Below are 16,533 nucleotides of genomic sequence, written 5' to 3' on the forward strand. Positions count from 1 at the left end.
CCGTGGCGTCACCTGCCGGTGCTAGCGTCAGCGGCAGCCGTGCCGTCGGTGAGCACCGTCGTGGCGCGGCACGGTCGCGGGTCGGGTGGCTGCACTGCCCGAAGCGATGAAGACGGCGGCTGACGAGGGGACGGCATGGACAGCGGCACCCTGACGTGGATCACGATCGTCGTCGCCCTGGTCGTCGACTTCGGCCTGCGTATCGTCGCCATCATCGTGGTTCCCCGTAACCGCCGTCCCACGTCGGCGACGGCATGGTTGCTGGCGATCTACTTCATCCCGTACGTGGGTTGGCTGTTCTATCTCCTGATCGGCAGCTACAAGCTTCCGAAACAGCGCCGGCTTCGTCAGCAGCGCATCAACGAGTTCATCCTCGAGTCGACCGACGGCATCGAGCGCGTGCGGCGCGACCACCCGTGGCCGCCGTGGCTGGAGTCCGTCGTCCGGCTGAACCGCAGCGTCGGTGCGATGCCGCTGGTCGGTGGCAATGCTGCCGACCTCATCGGCGACTACGAGGCATCCCTGGATGCCATGACCCAGGCCATCCACTCCGCCACCCGGTATGCGCATGTCGAGTTCTACATCCTCTCGTGGGACCAGACGACGGGCCCGTTCTTCGACGCCCTCGAGGCGGCGGTGAAGCGTGGCGTGACGGTGCGAGTGCTGCTTGACCACATCGCATCCCTTCGCACCAGGGACTACAAACGCACCATCAAGCGGCTCACGGCGATGGGCGCGCAGTGGCAGCTCATGCTTCCCGTTCAGCCGTTCAAGGGCAAATACCAGCGACCTGATCTGCGCAACCACCGCAAACTCGTCGTCGTCGACGGGCGTGTGGGATTCATGGGGTCGCAGAACGTGATCGACCGCACCTACAACAAGCGCAGCAACATCAGGCGCGGGCTGAAATGGAAAGAGCTCGTCGCACGGCTCGAGGGCCCGATCGTGGCCGGACTGAACGCCATCTTCATCACCGACTGGTACTCCGAGACGGGCGAGCTGCTCGAGCGCGAGCGGGATCCGATCGAGATCGCGCGCACCCAGGATGAGGAGCTCGACTGCCAGCTTGTGCCGAGCGGCCCCGGCTTCGACAACGAGAACAACCTCAAGCTGTTCCTCGCTCTGCTCTATTACGCGACGGAGCAGATCATCATCACCTCGCCCTACTTCGTACCGGACGAGGCGATGCTGACGGCCCTGACGACGGCGGTCCAGCGCGGCATCCGCGTCGAGCTGTTCGTGTCGGAGATCGGTGACCAGGCGCTGGTCTACCACGCGCAGCGTTCGTACTACGAGCAGCTGCTGCGCGCGGGCGTGACGATCTGGATGTACAAGGCCCCGTACATCCTGCACGCCAAGCACTTCACGATCGACGACGAGGTGGCCGTGATCGGCTCCAGCAACATGGACATGCGTTCGTTCCTGCTCAACGCGGAGATCTCGTTGATGGTGCGTGGCAAGTCGTTCGTGTCGGGTCTGCGCGAGGTCGAGCAGGGCTACCGCGATGCCAGCAAGCGGCTGACCCTCGACGAGTGGATGCGTCAGCCGCTGCGGGCGACGGTGCTCGACAACCTTGCGCGGCTGACATCCGCTCTGCAGTGACGTTGTCCGCGAGTGCGTGCGGACGTGCGCGTGTCGCCAGCTGAGGCTGTGCAGAGCCGCGGCGCACTGTGGAAAGCGGTCGCCGTGCGGCAACGCCTTCGATACGCTGGCGGCGCGATCACGAGGAGGCGTTCATGAGCCACGAGTACCCGAACCAGCCAGACGGGCTGCCGCAGCACGCTGACGTTCCGCCCGGGGTGGTGTCTGCGCCGGGCAGCGGGCCAGGCGCGGCGGGCAAGCGCACCAGCGTGCTCGGTGCATGGGGAGCGCGCATCGTGCTCATCGTGGTCGCGGCGTGCGCGCTGGTCTCTGTGGCGTTCATCCTGTTCGGCGCAGGCGGCGACACGCTCGGGCGGGTCGTCACCACCGACATCGCGCTCATCGTCTTCGCACTGCTGGTCTGGCTCGACACCGTCATCGGTGCGTACCGGCCAGAGTGGTTCGAGTTCGCATCGTTGGCAACGGATGCCTATCTGCTCCTGCTCTGGATCGTCACGATCTGGACCGAGAACGGCTCAGGCGGCTTCACGCTCTGGATCGACATCTGGCGCGGCATCCTGTGCCTCATCTTCGTGCGCGGGATGCTCGCGCTCGTCGACCTCGTGCGCTTCCTGTATTCGAGGTGGGTCACCCTGGTGACGCGGGTGCTCGCGTATGTCTCCGGATGCGCTTTCGCCGTCATCGGGGTGATGGTCACCATTCCAGCGCCGGCCCCGTTCAACCACCTCTGGGATTACGACTTCTACGGCCGCATCGTCGCATCGCTCGCGGTGATCGCGGGCGTCGCCCTCGTGCTGATCCCGTTGTGGGGACTGCTCATCAACCGCAATCGCGGTGGCCGGCGCCCAGGCGGCTACGGCTTCGTCGCCGGGGCCCACCCCGGGGCCGGCTACGGCGCCGGGTATCCGGGTGTGAGCAATCCAGGTGCTGGCAATCCGGGTGCAGGCAATCCCGGTGCGGGATACACGGGTGGCTACCAGCCCGCGGTCGCACCGGCAGGAGCACCCGGCATCCCGCCCGTTCCGCCCGCCCCCGGACACGCCCAAGCCGCGGCTCCGGTCCCGCCGGTGCCGCCTGCTCAGACCGCCTCGAGCGCGTCTTCGCCGACGGACCACCCGCCGCTGGCCTGGCCGCGCCTCGCGAACGGCGCTCCGGTGCCGGCCGGCGCCTCGGGAGCACCGGACTTCTCGGCGGTCGCCGGCGCGCCGCTGGCCTGGCCGACGTTCATCGACGGAACGCCCGTGCCCGCGACGCCGGAGGGGAGCCCCCTCTACCGCTGACGTGCTCTCACGATGGCCGCTGTTCGCACCCCTTGCGCGGCGGCCATCGGGTTGTCTCGACGAGTGACGCGGTGCTGCGTGGCGCGCTACTGCCGGGGCTTCAGTCGCACGGTCGGCATGACGGGAGCAGGCAGCGGCGATCCGGGGTAGTCCGCCACCGTGCCGAAGCGGCCCGAGGCATCCGCGCCCTCGATCACCTCGTTCTGCCACTGTTCGCGCGACGCGGCCACATCCTCATGGCTGCGGCCGATGAAGTTCCACCACATGACGATCTGCTCGCCGAGCGGTTCGCCGCCGAGCAGCAGGATGCGTGCTCCGCCGACCGAAGACAGCCGCAGCAGGTCACCCCCGGCCGGAACATAAGCAAGGTGGCGATGGGGCACCTCGACGCCCTCCACTGTCACATCGCCGAGGTCGAGCAGGATGCCGTGCTCGAACTCCGGCCGCACCTCGAGTTCGAGGGTTGCGCCGGCATCCAGGTCGAGCTGCGCGCCCAAGAGCGGACTGAAGACGGTGGACTGCGCGGATGCTCCCGCCAGCTCCCCGATGAACACCCGGGCGACCGCCCCGCCGATGCGCGTCGGAATCGGGACCGTGCGCTCGAAGAACGGATCCTGTTCGCGCCACGCGTCAGGCAGGGCGAGCCACAGCTGAGCGCCGTGCAGCACCGTCGTCTCTGGGGTGGAGTCCTCGGAGTGGCTGATGCCGTGCCCCGCCGTCATCAGGTTCAGCTCGCCGGGGCGCACGAGCGCGTGCGAACCGACGCTGTCACGGTGCTCGATCTCGCCTTGGAAGAGCCAGCTCACGGTCTGCAACCCCGTGTGCGGATGCGGCGGAACGCGCATCCCTCCGGTCACCGAGACATCGTCGGGCCCGTAGTGATCCAGGAAGCACCAGCCGCCGATCGTCGACTTGGCGCGTTGCGGCAGCGTGCGATGAACAGGCATCGCTCGAGGTCCGCCCAGCGGCACATCCCGTGGCTCCAGCAGCACGACGCCGTCGGCTCCGACGCCGCGGGATGTCGCCTCGCAGTCCGCGACGAGCTCTGCCGGACGCCGCTCGAGGTTGCTCATGTGCGGCATCCTACGTTCGCGAGCGTCGTTGTCGCATGGCAGGCACGACTTGCGTCGGACGGCAGCGTGAAAGCGCTCCGGCCGCACCTACCATGGAGGCATGTCGCGCCCCCTCGCCCGTCCACGTCGCCGCTCTCGCGTCGCCGTCGCCTCCTTGGTCGCCGGGCTCACGGTGCTCGCGCTCGCGGGATGCGCGCAGAACTCGACCAAGCCCGTCACGGACTACAAGGGGGAGCCAAAGGGCGTGGAGGCACCGGCCAGCAGTGCGGGCGGCGCACCGTTCTCGGTATGGCTCAAGGGCGGCGATCAGTTCACCGTCACCCTGTACGGCAGCTCGACGTGTCCACCGGTGGCGACGCGCTTCAAGCTCACCGGACACAACAAGGTCGAGCTGACAGTGCCGAAGCCCGGCAGCAAGGGCAAGGTCTGCACGATGGACTACGTGCCGCACACCACGGTGTTCGCGACGCCGAACACCATCGATCGCCACAGTGATGTCGCCGTCACGGGCCAGGGCCTCACCTGGACGCTGCGCGGCATGTCCTCGAAGTAGCGGCGGCCGACGCTCGCTCCGGCGCGTCCCGTCAGCATCCCTTCCCCCTGCACCCGCCAGCTCCGCCGGGCGACGGCACAGTATGCGCCTGCACGCGCGGTGCGGCTCACCTTAACGCCGACGGCGAACACCGGCCACACGGCTCGAACCGCTCACTAACCTCGAAGTATCGAGGCCGACGTGCAGGCATCCGGATGCTCCCGAGCAAGCAGTTCGAGCATCCCGCCGGTACTCCACCAGCGGCCCCGCGAGGAGCGACCATATGTTTGAGAGATTCACCGACCGAGCTCGCCGAGTCGTCGTTCTGGCCCAAGAAGAGGCCAAGATGCTCAACCACAACTACATCGGCACCGAGCACATCCTGCTCGGCCTGATCCACGAGGGTGAAGGCGTCGCGGCGAAGGCGTTGGAGTCGCTGGGGATCTCCCTGGATGCCGTCCGCGAGCAGGTGCAGGACATCATCGGCCAGGGCCAGCAGCAGCCGACCGGCCACATCCCCTTCACTCCGCGTGCCAAGAAGGTGCTCGAGTTGTCGTTGCGCGAGGCGCTGCAGCTCGGACACAACTACATCGGAACCGAGCACATCCTGCTCGGACTCATCCGCGAGGGCGAGGGCGTGGCCGCACAGGTGCTCGTCAAGCTCGGCGCGGACCTCAACCGGGTGCGCCAGCAGGTCATCCAGTTGCTCTCCGGCTACCAGGGCAAGGAGCAGGTACAGGTGGGGGCGAACGAGCAGCAAGCCGCTCAGGGCGGCAGCCAGATCCTCGACCAGTTCGGCCGCAACCTCACTCAGGCTGCGCGCGAGAACAAACTCGATCCGGTGATCGGCCGCGAGAAAGAGATCGAGCGCGTTATGCAGATCTTGTCTCGCCGGTCCAAGAACAACCCGGTGCTCATCGGGGAGCCTGGCGTGGGCAAGACCGCCGTCGTGGAGGGGCTCGCCCAGGCCATCGTGCGCGGTGACGTGCCGGAGACGCTGAAGGACAAGCAGCTGTACACGCTCGACCTCGGCTCGCTCATCGCCGGGTCGCGCTACCGCGGTGACTTCGAGGAGCGCCTCAAGAAGGTCACCAAGGAGATCCGCACCCGCGGCGACATCATCACGTTCATCGACGAGATCCATACCCTGGTGGGTGCGGGTGCCGCCGAGGGCGCGATCGACGCTGCGAGCATCCTGAAGCCGCTTCTGGCCCGCGGCGAGCTGCAGACCATCGGTGCGACCACTCTCGACGAGTACCGCAAGCACTTCGAGAAGGATGCCGCGCTCGAGCGCCGCTTCCAGCCCATCCAGGTGGCGGAGCCGTCGCTGCCCCACGCGATCAACATCCTCAAGGGGCTGCGCGACCGTTACGAGGCACATCACAAGGTGTCGATCACGGACGGCGCGATCGTCGCTGCCGCGAACCTCTCCGACCGCTACATCAGCGACCGGTTCCTTCCCGACAAGGCGATCGACCTGATCGACGAGGCCGGCGCACGCCTGCGGCTGTCGATCCTTTCGGCCCCTCCCGAGCTGCGCGAGTTCGACGACAAGATCGCCAAGGTGCGCGAGCGCAAGGAAGGCGCGATCGAGGAGCAGGACTTCGAGAAGGCCGCGTCGTTGCGCGACGAGGAGAAGAACCTGCTCGGCGAGCGGCTGCGTCTGGAGAAGCAGTGGAGGAGCGGCGACGTCAAGACGACGGCCGAGGTGGATGAGGGGCTCATCGCCGAGGTTCTGGCTCAGGCCACGGGCATCCCCGTGTTCAAGCTCACCGAGGAGGAGTCCAGCCGGCTGGTCTTCATGGAGAAGGCGCTGCACCAGCGGGTCATCGGCCAGGAGGAGGCCATCTCGGCCCTCTCCCGCACGATCCGCCGCCAGCGTGCCGGTCTGAAGGACCCGCACCGCCCGAGTGGCTCGTTCATCTTCGCCGGCCCCACCGGCGTCGGAAAGACGGAGCTGGCCAAGGCGCTCGCGGAGTTCCTGTTCGACGACGAGTCGGCGATGATCTCGCTCGACATGTCGGAGTACGGCGAGAAGCACACGGTCTCGCGTCTGTTCGGCGCCCCTCCCGGGTTCGTCGGCTTCGAAGAGGGCGGCCAGCTCACCGAGAAGGTGCGCCGCAAGCCGTTCAGCGTCGTGCTCTTCGACGAGATCGAGAAGGCGCACCCCGACATCTTCAACTCGCTCCTGCAGATTCTGGAGGAGGGACGTCTGACGGATGGCCAGGGCCGCGTCGTCGACTTCAAGAACACGGTCATCATCATGACGACCAACCTCGGAACGGCCGCGATCTCCGGTGGACCCGTCGGCTTCCAGGCCGAGGGCGACGCCGGGAACCAGTCCGGTTACGACCGCATGCGCGGCAAGGTGAACGAGGAGCTGAAGAAGAACTTCAAGCCCGAGTTCCTGAACCGCGTCGACGAGATCATCGTGTTCCCGCAGCTCGACAAGAACGAGCTGCTGCAGATCGTCGACCTATTCACGAAGCGCCTGGGCGAGCGGATGCTCGACCGCGACATGACGATCGAGCTCACCACGCCCGCCAAGGAGCGCCTCATCGAGATCGGGTTCGACCCGGCGCTCGGTGCCCGCCCGTTGCGTCGCGCAGTGCAGCACGAAGTGGAGGACCGCCTCAGCGAGAAGATCCTGCACGGCGAACTCAACGCGGGCGACCACGTCACGGTCGACTTCCAGAACGGCGAGTTCGTGTTCGCGACGGCGGCCAGGAAGGATCCGGTGGGTGCGATCTCCGCCGGACCGGTCGGAACGGGCGCGGCTACGCCCGACCTGGCGGCAGGACTGTAAGACCTGGCGAGAACGCGAACGCGGGGCCGACCTTCGATGGTCGGCCCCGCGTTCGCGTTTCACTGCGTCTCCGCCGCTGCCCGGCGTTCATCGGGATGCCGCGGCCGCTAGGCTCCGCCGGATCTTGTGCGCCGGACCGTCGTAGCGCGGCCGCAGTGGGCGGAGGTCAGTTCCCTACTTCGTCGATCTTCTTCTCGGCCGTGCCGAGGGCATCCGAGATCTTGTCTCCGGCAAGGTTCGCCGCCGAGCCGGCCAGATCACTCACGCTGCTCGTCACGTTCTGAACGGGCGCCGAGTTCACGACCTTCCGTGCGGTTTCGCGCAGTCGCTCGTAGCCCTTGCGGCCGGCTCGCGCGCCGATGATGTAGCCGACGACGACGCCGGCTGCGAAGATGATGGCCTTCATCGCAGTCCCCTTCTGTGAGAACGCGCGCCAGGGGACGCACGTTGGTTCCAGCATCCTGCCCCGCGCGCCTGCTGTCATCCCCTTGCGGCGGACGTGGGGGAGTGTGCGACAGCGGATCCGAGGTCTTGTGCCTTGTCGGGCGGCGGGTGCCGTCGACGTGGGCGCGCCGGCTCGCGGACTCAATCGCCCGTATCGCGACTGCGTCGCTCACGGACTCAATCGGTTCGGGGGTGTGAGCACGCTCCCACCCCACTCACCTCAATCGCCCGTATCGCGACTGCGTCGCTCAGAGGCTCAATCGGTTCGGGGATGTGAGCACGCTCCCACCCCTCTCACCTCAATCGCCTCTATCGCGACTGCGTCGCTCACGGACTCAATCGGCTCGGTGGGTGGAAGCAAGCTCCCACCCACCGAGCCTCAATCGCCCTTAGGCTGAACGGCGTGGCAGACCTCCTCACCGAGCCGATCTCGACGACCGAACTACGCGGGTTCCGCGTGCGCCGAGCCCGCACGAGCGACGTTCCCGGCGTGCAGCAACTCGTGCAGCCCCTGGTCGAGCGGCGCATCCTGCTCGGCAAGGAGCGTGTCGCGCTGTACGAATCGCTGCAGGAGTTCCGCGTCGCCGAAGACCTCGAGGGTCGACTGATCGGGTGCGGGGGCCTGCACGTGCTGTGGGAAGACCTCGGCGAGGTCCGCACGCTCGCGGTCGCGGACGAATGGCGGGGCCGCGGAGTGGGGCACGCCATTCTCGAGCGCCTCGAACACGACGCCACGGGTCTCGGACTGAGCCGGTTGTTCTGCCTCACCTTCGAGGTGCGGTTCTTCTCGCGTCACGGCTTCGAAGACATGGGGCATGCGACGGTCGATCCGGATGTCTACAACGAGCTCCTGCGCAGCCGTGACGAGGGCGTCGCCGAGTTCCTCGATCTCGCTCGCGTGAAGCCGAACACGCTGGGCAACACCCGGATGATCAAGCACCTGTAGCGCGGCCCGCTCCGATATCACGGAGCGAGGGGAGAATGCCGCACGCGTACGGCGAGTTGCCTCAGGTGCCGCCAGAGTGCCGCTTAGCCTGATGGCATGTCGAGCCTGAAGCATCCGGTCGGACCGCAGTCTGGCAGGGTGTATTGGCGGCGCCGCCTCGTCGTGGGGCTGGCGCTGCTCGCGGTGATCGTCGTCATTCTCTTGATCGTGTTCGCGCCGCGCGGCAAATCGGATGCCTCCGCGCCCGTCGCCACCCACACGGCGACCACTGCGACGCCGAAGTCCACGACGAACCCCACGACCGTGCCGACCACGAAGGCGACGGCGAGCGGGAAGGCGTGCGCGGCATCCGCCATCGACATCGAGGCGATCACAGACTCGAACAGCTACGGAGCCGGGGTGCAGCCCCAGCTCGCGTTCTCCATCACCAACACCGGCGCCAAGGCCTGCACGTTCGATGTGGGCACGGCCAAGCAGGTGTTCACCGTGACGAGCGGCACCGAGGTCTACTGGAAGTCGACCGACTGCCAGACCGGGCCGGTCGACACGGTCGTGTTGCTCGAGCCGGGCAAGACTCTGACGTCGAACCCCATCGCGTGGGACCGCACGCGATCGGATCCCGCGACGTGCGGCGACAAGCAGCGGCAGGCCGTCCCTGGCGCGGGCGCCTCGTATCACCTGAAAGTGCAGGTCGACGGCGTCACTTCGAAGACGACGAAGCAGTTCCTGCTGAACTGATCCGAGACCTCCGCAGCATCGATGGGGACCGGTCCCCATCGTCGAGGTTGCACGCGTCTCATAGGATCGAGTCCACGCCGCACGATCGAGGGGGTGTACGTGGCCGATCTGTACGTCGACATCGGCGCCATTCGCGACCTTTCGTCACGCCTGAAGCACGTGGCGACCGAGTTCTCCGACGCGAATGCGCATAGCGACAAGATCGCTGCCGCCGTCGGGCATCCCGGATTGCACGACACGATTCACGACTTCGCCCACGAGTGGGACGACACCCGGGAGGGCATGGTGTCGGACATCAAGGCGCTGTCGCAGTCTGCCGGCGTGATCGCCGACGGCTTCGAGCAGACCGATGACGGTCTCGCGAAAGCATTGGAGCAGCCGGCGAGCACCGGCCATGCACAGCCTCCGGTTCACGGCATGGGTCCGGTGGCGCAGTGAGACCGGGCGACTGGAGCCCACTCGGATTGTCGTCCGATCCCATACCCGGCGATCCGAGCACGGTGGCGGCCGGTGGGCGCGACTATCTCGACGTCGCCGACGCCATCGGCTCCGCGAAGAACACCCTGCACACCATCGACCTTGGCGACTTCGTGGTCTCCGAGGCTGTCGACGCCCTGCAGGACACCGCGCACAAGGTGGCCGACTCCATCGGCAAGGCGGAGGCACGCTACCGTGCGGCCGGCGAAGCGTTGATCGCGTATGCGCCGGTGCTCGAACAGGCGCAGACCGACTCGGCGTCGGCACTCGCACTCGCACGCTCCGCGACGGAAGCAGCCGACGGTGCAGACCAGCAGCGTCGCCACTATCTGCATCTGTCGACGACCGAGACCGATCCCGCGCAGGCTCTGCAGTACAAGAACCTCGCGGACACGAGCGAATCCGATGCCGCCGATGCGCAGCGCACGCTCACCGCGGCCCAGGATCAGCTCTCGCAGGCGACATCCGCCCGAGACCGTGCTGCCGAGAGCGCGATCGACGGCATCCACGCGATCACCGAGCACGACGGACTTCACGACAGCTGGTGGGACAACTGGGGCAAGAACCTGGTCGAGGCCATCACGGATATCGCGGGCTGGGTCTCGTCGATCGCGGGCGTGCTTGCGTTGTGTGTATGTTGGATCCCCGTCGTGGGTCAGGCGCTGGCCGCCGCCCTGTTGATCGTGGCCGGGGTCGCTGCCATCGTCAACGCGATCGGCAACGTGGTGCTGGCCGCCACGGGTGACCGATCCTGGACGACCGCCCTCATCAGCATCGCGGGCGCGGTGCTCGCCGTCGTCGGGCTGGGCGGCGCTGTGCGCGTCGTGGGCAATGTCGCGGCCGCAGCTCGCATCAACGCAAGGGCGGCTCTTGAAGTGGGCGCGACGGATGCGACGCGACTCACGGCGTCCCAGGCCATCAGGTTGCGCCCGTCGGTGCTGGTGCAATCCGAGAAGCTCTGGGCGAAGCCGGTGGCGACCATCACGGAGGACTCCACCGTTTATCGCTTGTACGGCGGGGCGGGAGAGGACGCAGCCAAGGCGACGGGCGCCTCCTACGGCACCATGGACCCGCGGGCCGTCGCGAACCCACGGGAGGTGCTGGGGCTTCCCGACCAGAACGCCGCCGATCGCCTCATCGTCGGCGAGGTGACCGACCCGAGCAAGGCCGTTGTCACGCGGCACGCTCTTCCGCTCGACGGAAACCCGGGCGGCGCTCCTGAGTACATCTTCCCGGGCGAGTTCGGACCCGGAAAGGGTGTCCAGCTGCTGACGGATACGCCGTTCCAGGTGCGATGAAGACCCGCGTCCGCGACCTCGACTTCGACCACTCGGTCGCCGTGTACGGCGCCGGGGGAGGGTCCCCTGCCGTGCTGATGCGTGCGCAGACCGCACCGAGTGCGGAATCGTTCACGACCTTCGCCGCGCTCGACTCCGATGTTCAGGGCTGGAGCGCCGGCTACTACTACGTTCGCTCGATGGTGGCGGCGGAGTGGAAGGGGTCGCTCTGGTCGAGCGTGCTGGTCTACGCCGTCGACGGCGATACGCCGGTCACAGCCGTGAAGCGACTGCCTGGCGGCGACAAGCGGTTCCGGCCGCTGGGCGAGTTCGAAGCCGTCGAGACGATCGAACGCGCGGTGGCCGAGCATGACGCCTATCGGGCCTCTGCCGAACCGGCTCCGCGTGCGCGCCCACGGCTCTGGGCCAGCGCCGGAACGGGACCCGTCTTCCCGGTCTCGATCGGCAATTCCGTTCCGCTCGGGCTGCCCGACCTCGTGGTGCTGGGCGACGGACCGGGGGTGGCGGCCGGCACATCGTTCGCCCTTGTGCCGTTCGACGACGCGCACCCCGCGCCGTCGCCGGAACGACCGCCCGTTATCGTTGACGTCTACGCGCTCTCCGGGTCGGATCCCGAGCGCGTTCGGCACGACATCCTGAGCCGCAGACGAAGACCCGCGATGAGACTCACGGTGGGTTCCCGTCGAGACATCCTCGGTGAGGAGATCGGTGAGGAGTGAGCATGGCTGACGCGGAGCACGTCGACCGCATCGTCGTCGACGCGACGACAGAGGTCGGCTCGGAGCGTCTCGCGGCGGCACTCGCGGCGCACGATGTCGCGGCCATCGGTCAGGCGCTGAGACATGATTTCGTGGTCGTTCCGATGGTGCCGGCGTCTTCGTCGGACGCTGCTGAGGGCTCCCGTGAGCGGCAGGTGCGGGTGTTTCCGCCACACGAGGCGAACGCGGAGAAGCCCTACGTGCTGGCGCTCTTCTCCTCGACTGCAACCCTCGCCGCTTACCTCGCCGACAGTCCCGTGCGGGAGTTCGATCTTCGCCGCGGAACATCGCTGGAGCCGTTCCTGCGCACGAACCTCTCGTCGTTGGAACGGGTCTACTTCGATCCCGCCGGACCGCACCCGATGCAGGCGAGCCCAGAGGATGTTCTCTGGTCCCTGCAGCCGACACCGTCGGACGACGAGGTGGCGTGGTCTGCCGGTGAGGTCGCAGCGCCGGTCCAGGACGACCTGCGCACAGTGGGCATGGATGTTCCGCTCTCGCGCGAGTGGTTCGTGATCACGCTGAACGACGAGCAGAAGCGAAATCGCGAGATCGACGAACTCGTCTCGCGACAGCTGAAGACGATCGGCGCCGCCCCCGTGCTCAGGCAAGAACTCGCCAAGTGGCTTCGCGCGAGCTGTGCTCGCGCGGCGAGCGCCGGTGGACGCTTCCAGGCATATCTGCTGCAGCGCAACGAGAAGACTGCTCTCGCGTTGAGTCTGACCATGTACTGGCAGGACCTCGGTCCGCCGCTCGGTGACAGGCATCTGGATGCCATGACCAGGAAGCTCCGCGGCGAACTCGGCGACGGTGAACTCCTCGGTGCGGAGACCGAAGCAGGGCCTTTCGTCAGGCACACCCGGCAGGTGTCAGGGGCAGCCGAGGTAGGCGGAGAGGGAACCACGCTTCTGGTCGCCGACTACTGGCTGGAGTTTCCCGACAAGCGCGGGCTCTGCCTGCTGAGCTTCTCGAGTCCGCATACCGACATTCGCGAACAGCTCCTGCTCGTGACGGACAACATCGTGTTGAACGCCGCGTGGGTGCAGGAGGAGATGGGCGCGCCCGGAACGCGTGGCTGACCCGCAGCGGAGCGCCATCCCGCTGTCGACCTTCAGAACGCTGCATCGAGCTCCCGTTCCCGATCGCTCAACCCGCTCGCGAAGGCGAGACGAAGCGCAGCGCCGATACTGCCGACGTCACCGTCGATCCGTTCGCGGAAGCCCATGCGACTGGCCTCCGCCGTGCGCTGCCGGGACGCCGTGACGTTGCGCACTTCGCCCGCAAGGCTGATCTCGCCGAACGCGACGGTCGAGTGCCCGATCGCTCGCTCCCGCACAGCCGACGCCACGGCGATCGCGATCGCCAGGTCGGCCGCCGGCTCGCTGAGCCTCACGCCACCCACAGTCGACACGTACACGTCCTTGTCGGAGACGCGGATGCCCGCCCGCTTCTCGAGCACGGCCAGGAGCATCGCGAGGCGGGCCGCATCCACTCCGCTCGTGACGCGGCGCGGGTTCGGCGCCGACGTGTCGACCACGAGCGCTTGCACCTCCACCGGGATGGCGCGCTTACCCTCCATGGCGACGGTCACGCACGTGCCAGACACCGGCGTGGACGAGCGGCTGAGGAAGAGACCGCTCGGATCGGGAACCTCGACGATGCCGTCGCCGGACATCTCGAAGCATCCCACCTCGTCCGTCGGCCCGAACCGGTTCTTCAACGCCCGAACGAACCGGAGGGCCGTCTGTCTGTCGCCCTCGAACTGGCACACGACGTCCACGAGGTGCTCGAGCACGCGAGGACCCGCGACCTGGCCGTCCTTGGTGACATGTCCGACGAGCAGGATCGGCAGGCTGCGATCTTTGGCCACCCGGATGAGCGAGGACGCCACCTCGCGTACCTGACTCGGGCCGCCGGCGATGCCGTCGATCGACGCACTGGCCACCGTCTGCACGGAGTCGACGATCACGAGCTGCGGGTCGACAGCGTCGATCTGCCCGATCACCGATGCCAGGTCGGTCTCCGCTGCCAAGAACAGGTTCGGATGCAACGCGCCCGTCCGCTCGGCACGCAGTCGCACCTGGCCCGCCGATTCCTCGGCCGAGATGTACAGCACCCGGGACTTCGCCGCGGCCGTACGGGACGCGACCTCGAGCAGGAGCGTCGACTTGCCGACACCGGGCTCGCCGGAGAGCAGGATGGCCGCCCCAGGCACGATGCCGCCGCCCAGCACGCGGTCGAACTCGCCGATCCCGCTGGGCCAGTGATAGGCGGCATCCGTTCCGATCTCGGTGATCGGCGTAGCTGTGCGATCATCGGCGATGCGGACCGGCGTGACACGAGCGGATGTCTGCATCACCTCGCCCATGGTGTCCCACGCCTGGCAGTCGCCGCACTTGCCCACCCACTTGGCGGTGGTCCATCCGCACACCGTGCAGCGATATCCGCCCTGCGCTTTCGCCATGAATCCTCCGAGCCCTTGCCGCCGCTTCGAAACTGCGTTCGATACGGGTTCAGGTTATGCGGCACCGCGGACGGCGACGGCCGCCGCTCCCTGTGTTGTGGAATGCCGGGGCGCTGTGGACAACTCGACGGGCTCGCCAGGAAGCGCAAGGCCTGGGCACTGTCGGTCGTGGGTCGCACAATGAGCGCATGGCTGATCAGCTCTTCACCCTGGCCGACGGGCGCCGTCTCGGCGTCTCCACCCATGGCAATCCGGTGGCGGATCACGTCGTCGTCTTCTGCCACCCAGCACCGGGGAGCGGTGTGTTCGATCCGGATCCCACGGTGTCCGAGTCATCGGATGCGCACATCGTCGCCATCGACCGGCCCGGATACGGTTCCTCAGACCCGCTTCCGCCGGGGGTGTGGCCCTCGGTGGCGAGAGCAGCCGACGACATCGCGGAGTTCTTGCGTGCCAGGTCCGAAGCCGGCATGTCGCTCGGCGAGGGCGCCGAGAAGGGCGTCTGCGCGGTGGGGTGGTCTGCCGGGGGCAGGGTCGCGCTGGCGCTCGCCGCGAGACATCCGCAGCTCATTTCGCGCGTGGCGGTGGTCGGCACGCCGGCGCCGAACGATGCAGTGGAGTGGATTCCGAAGCCGCTCGCTGAGCAGAGCGACGCGTTGTCGCAGCTCCCGGCCGACCGGGCCTTCGAGATGCTGACGGATGCCTTCGCGCACCAGGCAACGGCCGCCGGCCTTCGGCCGTCCGACCCGCCGCCCCTTGCCATGCTCGGCATCCGCGACGTGGACGAGCAGGTGCTGCTCGCTCCCGGTGCGCGTGACCGACTGGAGATGATGCTCGAGGATGCCGTGCGTCAGGGGCCGATCGGGCAGGTGACGGACCTGCTCGCGTACACGGCGCATCCGTGGGGATTCGACCTGAGCGACGTGCGGGCCGAGACGCTTCTCGTCTACGGGCGTGCCGACGAGATCGGACCCGAACACGGCGACTGGTACGCGTCGCAGCTCGCGAACGTCTCTCGGCACGACGTCGACGGAATCGGCCACCTCGTGATCGTGCCCGCGTGGGCTCGCGTGCTCGAGTTCCTCACTGACCGGACGCAGCCGCCCGCTCAGTGACGACTTCATCGACGCGCTCGTCGACCAGCGGCGCGAACGCCGAGGCCCACACCTCGTATCCCCGGTCATTCGGGTGAAAGCGGTCGCCCGCGAAAAGCGTGAGGGCGCCGAGGATGCCCGGGCGCTTCGTCGATGCATGCAGTGGCGCGACGGTCAGTCCACGTCGGGCCGCCAGGCGTTGAACGATGGCGTTGGCCTCAGCGACTTTGCGCTCATTGCCCGGCAGATAGAAGTAAGGCAGGTCGGCGACGATGGCGTGCGGCGGCAGGGCGTCGAAGACTGTGGTCAACCCGGTCTCGAACGTCCGGGCATCCCACGAGGCAATGTCGTTGGCCCCGATCGAGACCGTCACGATGTCGGGCCGCACTTTGGCCAACCGTGGCAGTTGATAGCCGACAGCCTGCGTCACGGTAGCCCCCGACACACTGAGGTTGACCGTGCGCACGGTGAGTCCGCTTCGATGAGCGATGCGCTCGGCCAGGATGCCGACGTATCCGCGTGCGGGCTCGCTCGCCCCGATCCCTTGCGCCACGCTGTCGCCGAGGGCGACGTACAGCAGCTCGCCGTGCGCCTTCGCGCGTGCGCGCCACCACGCCGAGTTCACGGGAAGGGTCTCGTTCAGCGCCGCGGCCGCGAGCGTGCGCCGCTTGGTCAGCGACCGCACGAGCGCGATGCCGACCGCGGCGACGACTGCACAGGATGCCGCGACGAGCTTCGCCACACGCGTCGCGTGCATCGCCCCACGACTACGCACCGCCCCAGCGTATGCGGGTGAAACCGGTCATCGCACGATCGCCGTCCATTGGGCGTTAGGGACGTCTGCCGACCCCGTCAGCGAGATGCCGCGGATTGGCTCGGCGACCGGGCGTCGCGTACAGTAGACGGCGGTACCGTGTCCGAGCGGCCGAAGGAGCATGTCTCGAAAACATGTGTGGGGGCAACTCCACCGTGGGTTCAAATCCCACCGGTACCGCCACGAAGAACCCCCGCGATCCCAGCG

15 protein-coding genes and 1 tRNA gene are annotated in these 16,533 nt (G+C 67.7%); 12 read left to right on the plus strand and 4 right to left on the minus strand.

Features of this window, described 5'->3' with window-relative positions; genetic code table 11:
* The first annotated feature begins 135 nt into the window (after window positions 1–135).
* Entirely contained in the window at window positions 136–1,602 is a 1,467-nt protein-coding gene (gene cls / locus VHB92_RS06875; protein ID WP_325452741.1) for a cardiolipin synthase, read from the plus strand.
* A 134-nt stretch (window positions 1,603–1,736) separates the two neighbouring features.
* A complete protein-coding gene (locus tag VHB92_RS06880) occupies window positions 1,737–2,882 on the plus strand; it encodes a hypothetical protein (RefSeq protein ID WP_325452743.1) in 1,146 nt (381 codons plus the stop codon).
* Window positions 2,883–2,968: 86 nt separating this feature from the next.
* Here VHB92_RS06880 and VHB92_RS06885 read toward each other — a convergent pair whose 3' ends face one another.
* Window positions 2,969–3,955: a pirin family protein gene (locus VHB92_RS06885; protein WP_325452745.1), complete on the minus strand. Its 987-nt coding sequence runs from the start codon at window positions 3,953–3,955 to the stop codon at window positions 2,969–2,971.
* 100 nt (window positions 3,956–4,055) lie between these two features.
* Between VHB92_RS06885 and VHB92_RS06890 the strand changes: the two genes are divergently transcribed.
* On the plus strand, window positions 4,056–4,508 hold the full coding sequence (locus VHB92_RS06890; protein ID WP_325452747.1) for a hypothetical protein: 453 nt from the start codon (window positions 4,056–4,058) through the stop codon (window positions 4,506–4,508).
* Between the two features lie 262 nt (window positions 4,509–4,770).
* The gene (locus tag VHB92_RS06895) at window positions 4,771–7,293 is read left to right on the plus strand and encodes an ATP-dependent Clp protease ATP-binding subunit (RefSeq protein ID WP_325452749.1); all 2,523 of its coding nucleotides are present in this window, start codon (window positions 4,771–4,773) and stop codon (window positions 7,291–7,293) included.
* A gap of 166 nt (window positions 7,294–7,459) precedes the next feature.
* Here VHB92_RS06895 and VHB92_RS06900 read toward each other — a convergent pair whose 3' ends face one another.
* Window positions 7,460–7,699 (minus strand): hypothetical protein, encoded by a 240-nt coding sequence (locus VHB92_RS06900; protein ID WP_325452751.1) that lies wholly within the window; start codon window positions 7,697–7,699, stop codon window positions 7,460–7,462.
* A gap of 441 nt (window positions 7,700–8,140) precedes the next feature.
* Here VHB92_RS06900 and VHB92_RS06905 point away from each other — a divergent pair, with 441 nt between their 5' ends.
* From VHB92_RS06905 to VHB92_RS06930, 6 genes are all read left to right on the plus strand, one after another.
* Window positions 8,141–8,683: an amino-acid N-acetyltransferase gene (locus VHB92_RS06905; protein ID WP_325452753.1), complete on the plus strand. Its 543-nt coding sequence runs from the start codon at window positions 8,141–8,143 to the stop codon at window positions 8,681–8,683.
* Between the two features lie 96 nt (window positions 8,684–8,779).
* Complete coding sequence (locus tag VHB92_RS06910; protein ID WP_325452755.1) at window positions 8,780–9,421, plus strand: hypothetical protein; 642 nt, start codon at window positions 8,780–8,782, stop codon at window positions 9,419–9,421.
* Window positions 9,422–9,520: 99 nt separating this feature from the next.
* Window positions 9,521–9,859, plus strand: a complete 339-nt coding sequence (locus VHB92_RS06915) for a hypothetical protein (protein WP_325452757.1) — start codon at window positions 9,521–9,523, stop codon at window positions 9,857–9,859.
* Window positions 9,856–11,196: a putative T7SS-secreted protein gene (locus tag VHB92_RS06920; protein WP_325452759.1), complete on the plus strand. Its 1,341-nt coding sequence runs from the start codon at window positions 9,856–9,858 to the stop codon at window positions 11,194–11,196. The genes VHB92_RS06915 and VHB92_RS06920 overlap by 4 nt, the downstream gene beginning before the upstream one ends.
* The gene (locus tag VHB92_RS06925; RefSeq protein ID WP_325452761.1) at window positions 11,193–11,915 is read left to right on the plus strand and encodes a hypothetical protein; all 723 of its coding nucleotides are present in this window, start codon (window positions 11,193–11,195) and stop codon (window positions 11,913–11,915) included. Before VHB92_RS06920 ends, VHB92_RS06925 begins: the two co-directional genes overlap by 4 nt.
* Before the next feature lie 2 nt (window positions 11,916–11,917).
* The gene (locus tag VHB92_RS06930) at window positions 11,918–13,033 is read left to right on the plus strand and encodes a hypothetical protein (RefSeq protein ID WP_325452763.1); all 1,116 of its coding nucleotides are present in this window, start codon (window positions 11,918–11,920) and stop codon (window positions 13,031–13,033) included.
* Between the two features lie 32 nt (window positions 13,034–13,065).
* Here the strand turns inward: VHB92_RS06930 and radA are convergent, their stop codons facing one another.
* Window positions 13,066–14,418: a DNA repair protein RadA gene (radA, locus tag VHB92_RS06935; protein ID WP_325452764.1), complete on the minus strand. Its 1,353-nt coding sequence runs from the start codon at window positions 14,416–14,418 to the stop codon at window positions 13,066–13,068.
* 188 nt (window positions 14,419–14,606) lie between these two features.
* On the opposite strand from radA, the gene VHB92_RS06940 reads away from it, so the two are divergent.
* Window positions 14,607–15,533 carry an alpha/beta hydrolase gene (locus VHB92_RS06940; RefSeq protein ID WP_325452765.1) on the plus strand — a complete coding sequence of 309 codons (927 nt, stop codon included), beginning with the start codon at window positions 14,607–14,609 and terminating at the stop codon, window positions 15,531–15,533.
* On the opposite strand, the gene VHB92_RS06945 is transcribed toward VHB92_RS06940, so the two are convergent.
* Window positions 15,502–16,197, minus strand: coding sequence for an SGNH/GDSL hydrolase family protein (locus VHB92_RS06945; protein WP_325452766.1), 696 nt, complete (start codon window positions 16,195–16,197; stop codon window positions 15,502–15,504). The two genes, VHB92_RS06940 and VHB92_RS06945, sit on opposite strands and share 32 nt — an antisense overlap.
* A 222-nt stretch (window positions 16,198–16,419) precedes the next feature.
* On the opposite strand from VHB92_RS06945, the gene VHB92_RS06950 reads away from it, so the two are divergent.
* Window positions 16,420–16,509: transfer RNA gene (locus VHB92_RS06950), tRNA-Ser, on the plus strand.
* The last annotated feature ends 24 nt before the right edge of the window (window positions 16,510–16,533 follow it).

Origin of the sequence: Humibacter sp. (genome assembly GCF_035547335.1) — a bacterium.
Lineage (GTDB): Bacteria > Actinomycetota > Actinomycetes > Actinomycetales > Microbacteriaceae > Humibacter.

Coding starts and splice junctions, on each gene's coding strand:
- cls (WP_325452741.1), top strand. CDS start 136: ATGGACAGCGGCACCCTGACGTGGATCACGATCGTCGTCGCCCTGGTC.
- VHB92_RS06880 (WP_325452743.1), top strand. CDS start 1,737: ATGAGCCACGAGTACCCGAACCAGCCAGACGGGCTGCCGCAGCACGCT.
- VHB92_RS06885 (WP_325452745.1), bottom strand. CDS start 3,955: ATGAGCAACCTCGAGCGGCGTCCGGCAGAGCTCGTCGCGGACTGCGAG.
- VHB92_RS06890 (WP_325452747.1), top strand. CDS start 4,056: ATGTCGCGCCCCCTCGCCCGTCCACGTCGCCGCTCTCGCGTCGCCGTC.
- VHB92_RS06895 (WP_325452749.1), top strand. CDS start 4,771: ATGTTTGAGAGATTCACCGACCGAGCTCGCCGAGTCGTCGTTCTGGCC.
- VHB92_RS06900 (WP_325452751.1), bottom strand. CDS start 7,699: ATGAAGGCCATCATCTTCGCAGCCGGCGTCGTCGTCGGCTACATCATC.
- VHB92_RS06910 (WP_325452755.1), top strand. CDS start 8,780: ATGTCGAGCCTGAAGCATCCGGTCGGACCGCAGTCTGGCAGGGTGTAT.
- VHB92_RS06925 (WP_325452761.1), top strand. CDS start 11,193: ATGAAGACCCGCGTCCGCGACCTCGACTTCGACCACTCGGTCGCCGTG.
- VHB92_RS06930 (WP_325452763.1), top strand. CDS start 11,918: ATGGCTGACGCGGAGCACGTCGACCGCATCGTCGTCGACGCGACGACA.
- radA (WP_325452764.1), bottom strand. CDS start 14,418: ATGGCGAAAGCGCAGGGCGGATATCGCTGCACGGTGTGCGGATGGACC.
- VHB92_RS06940 (WP_325452765.1), top strand. CDS start 14,607: ATGGCTGATCAGCTCTTCACCCTGGCCGACGGGCGCCGTCTCGGCGTC.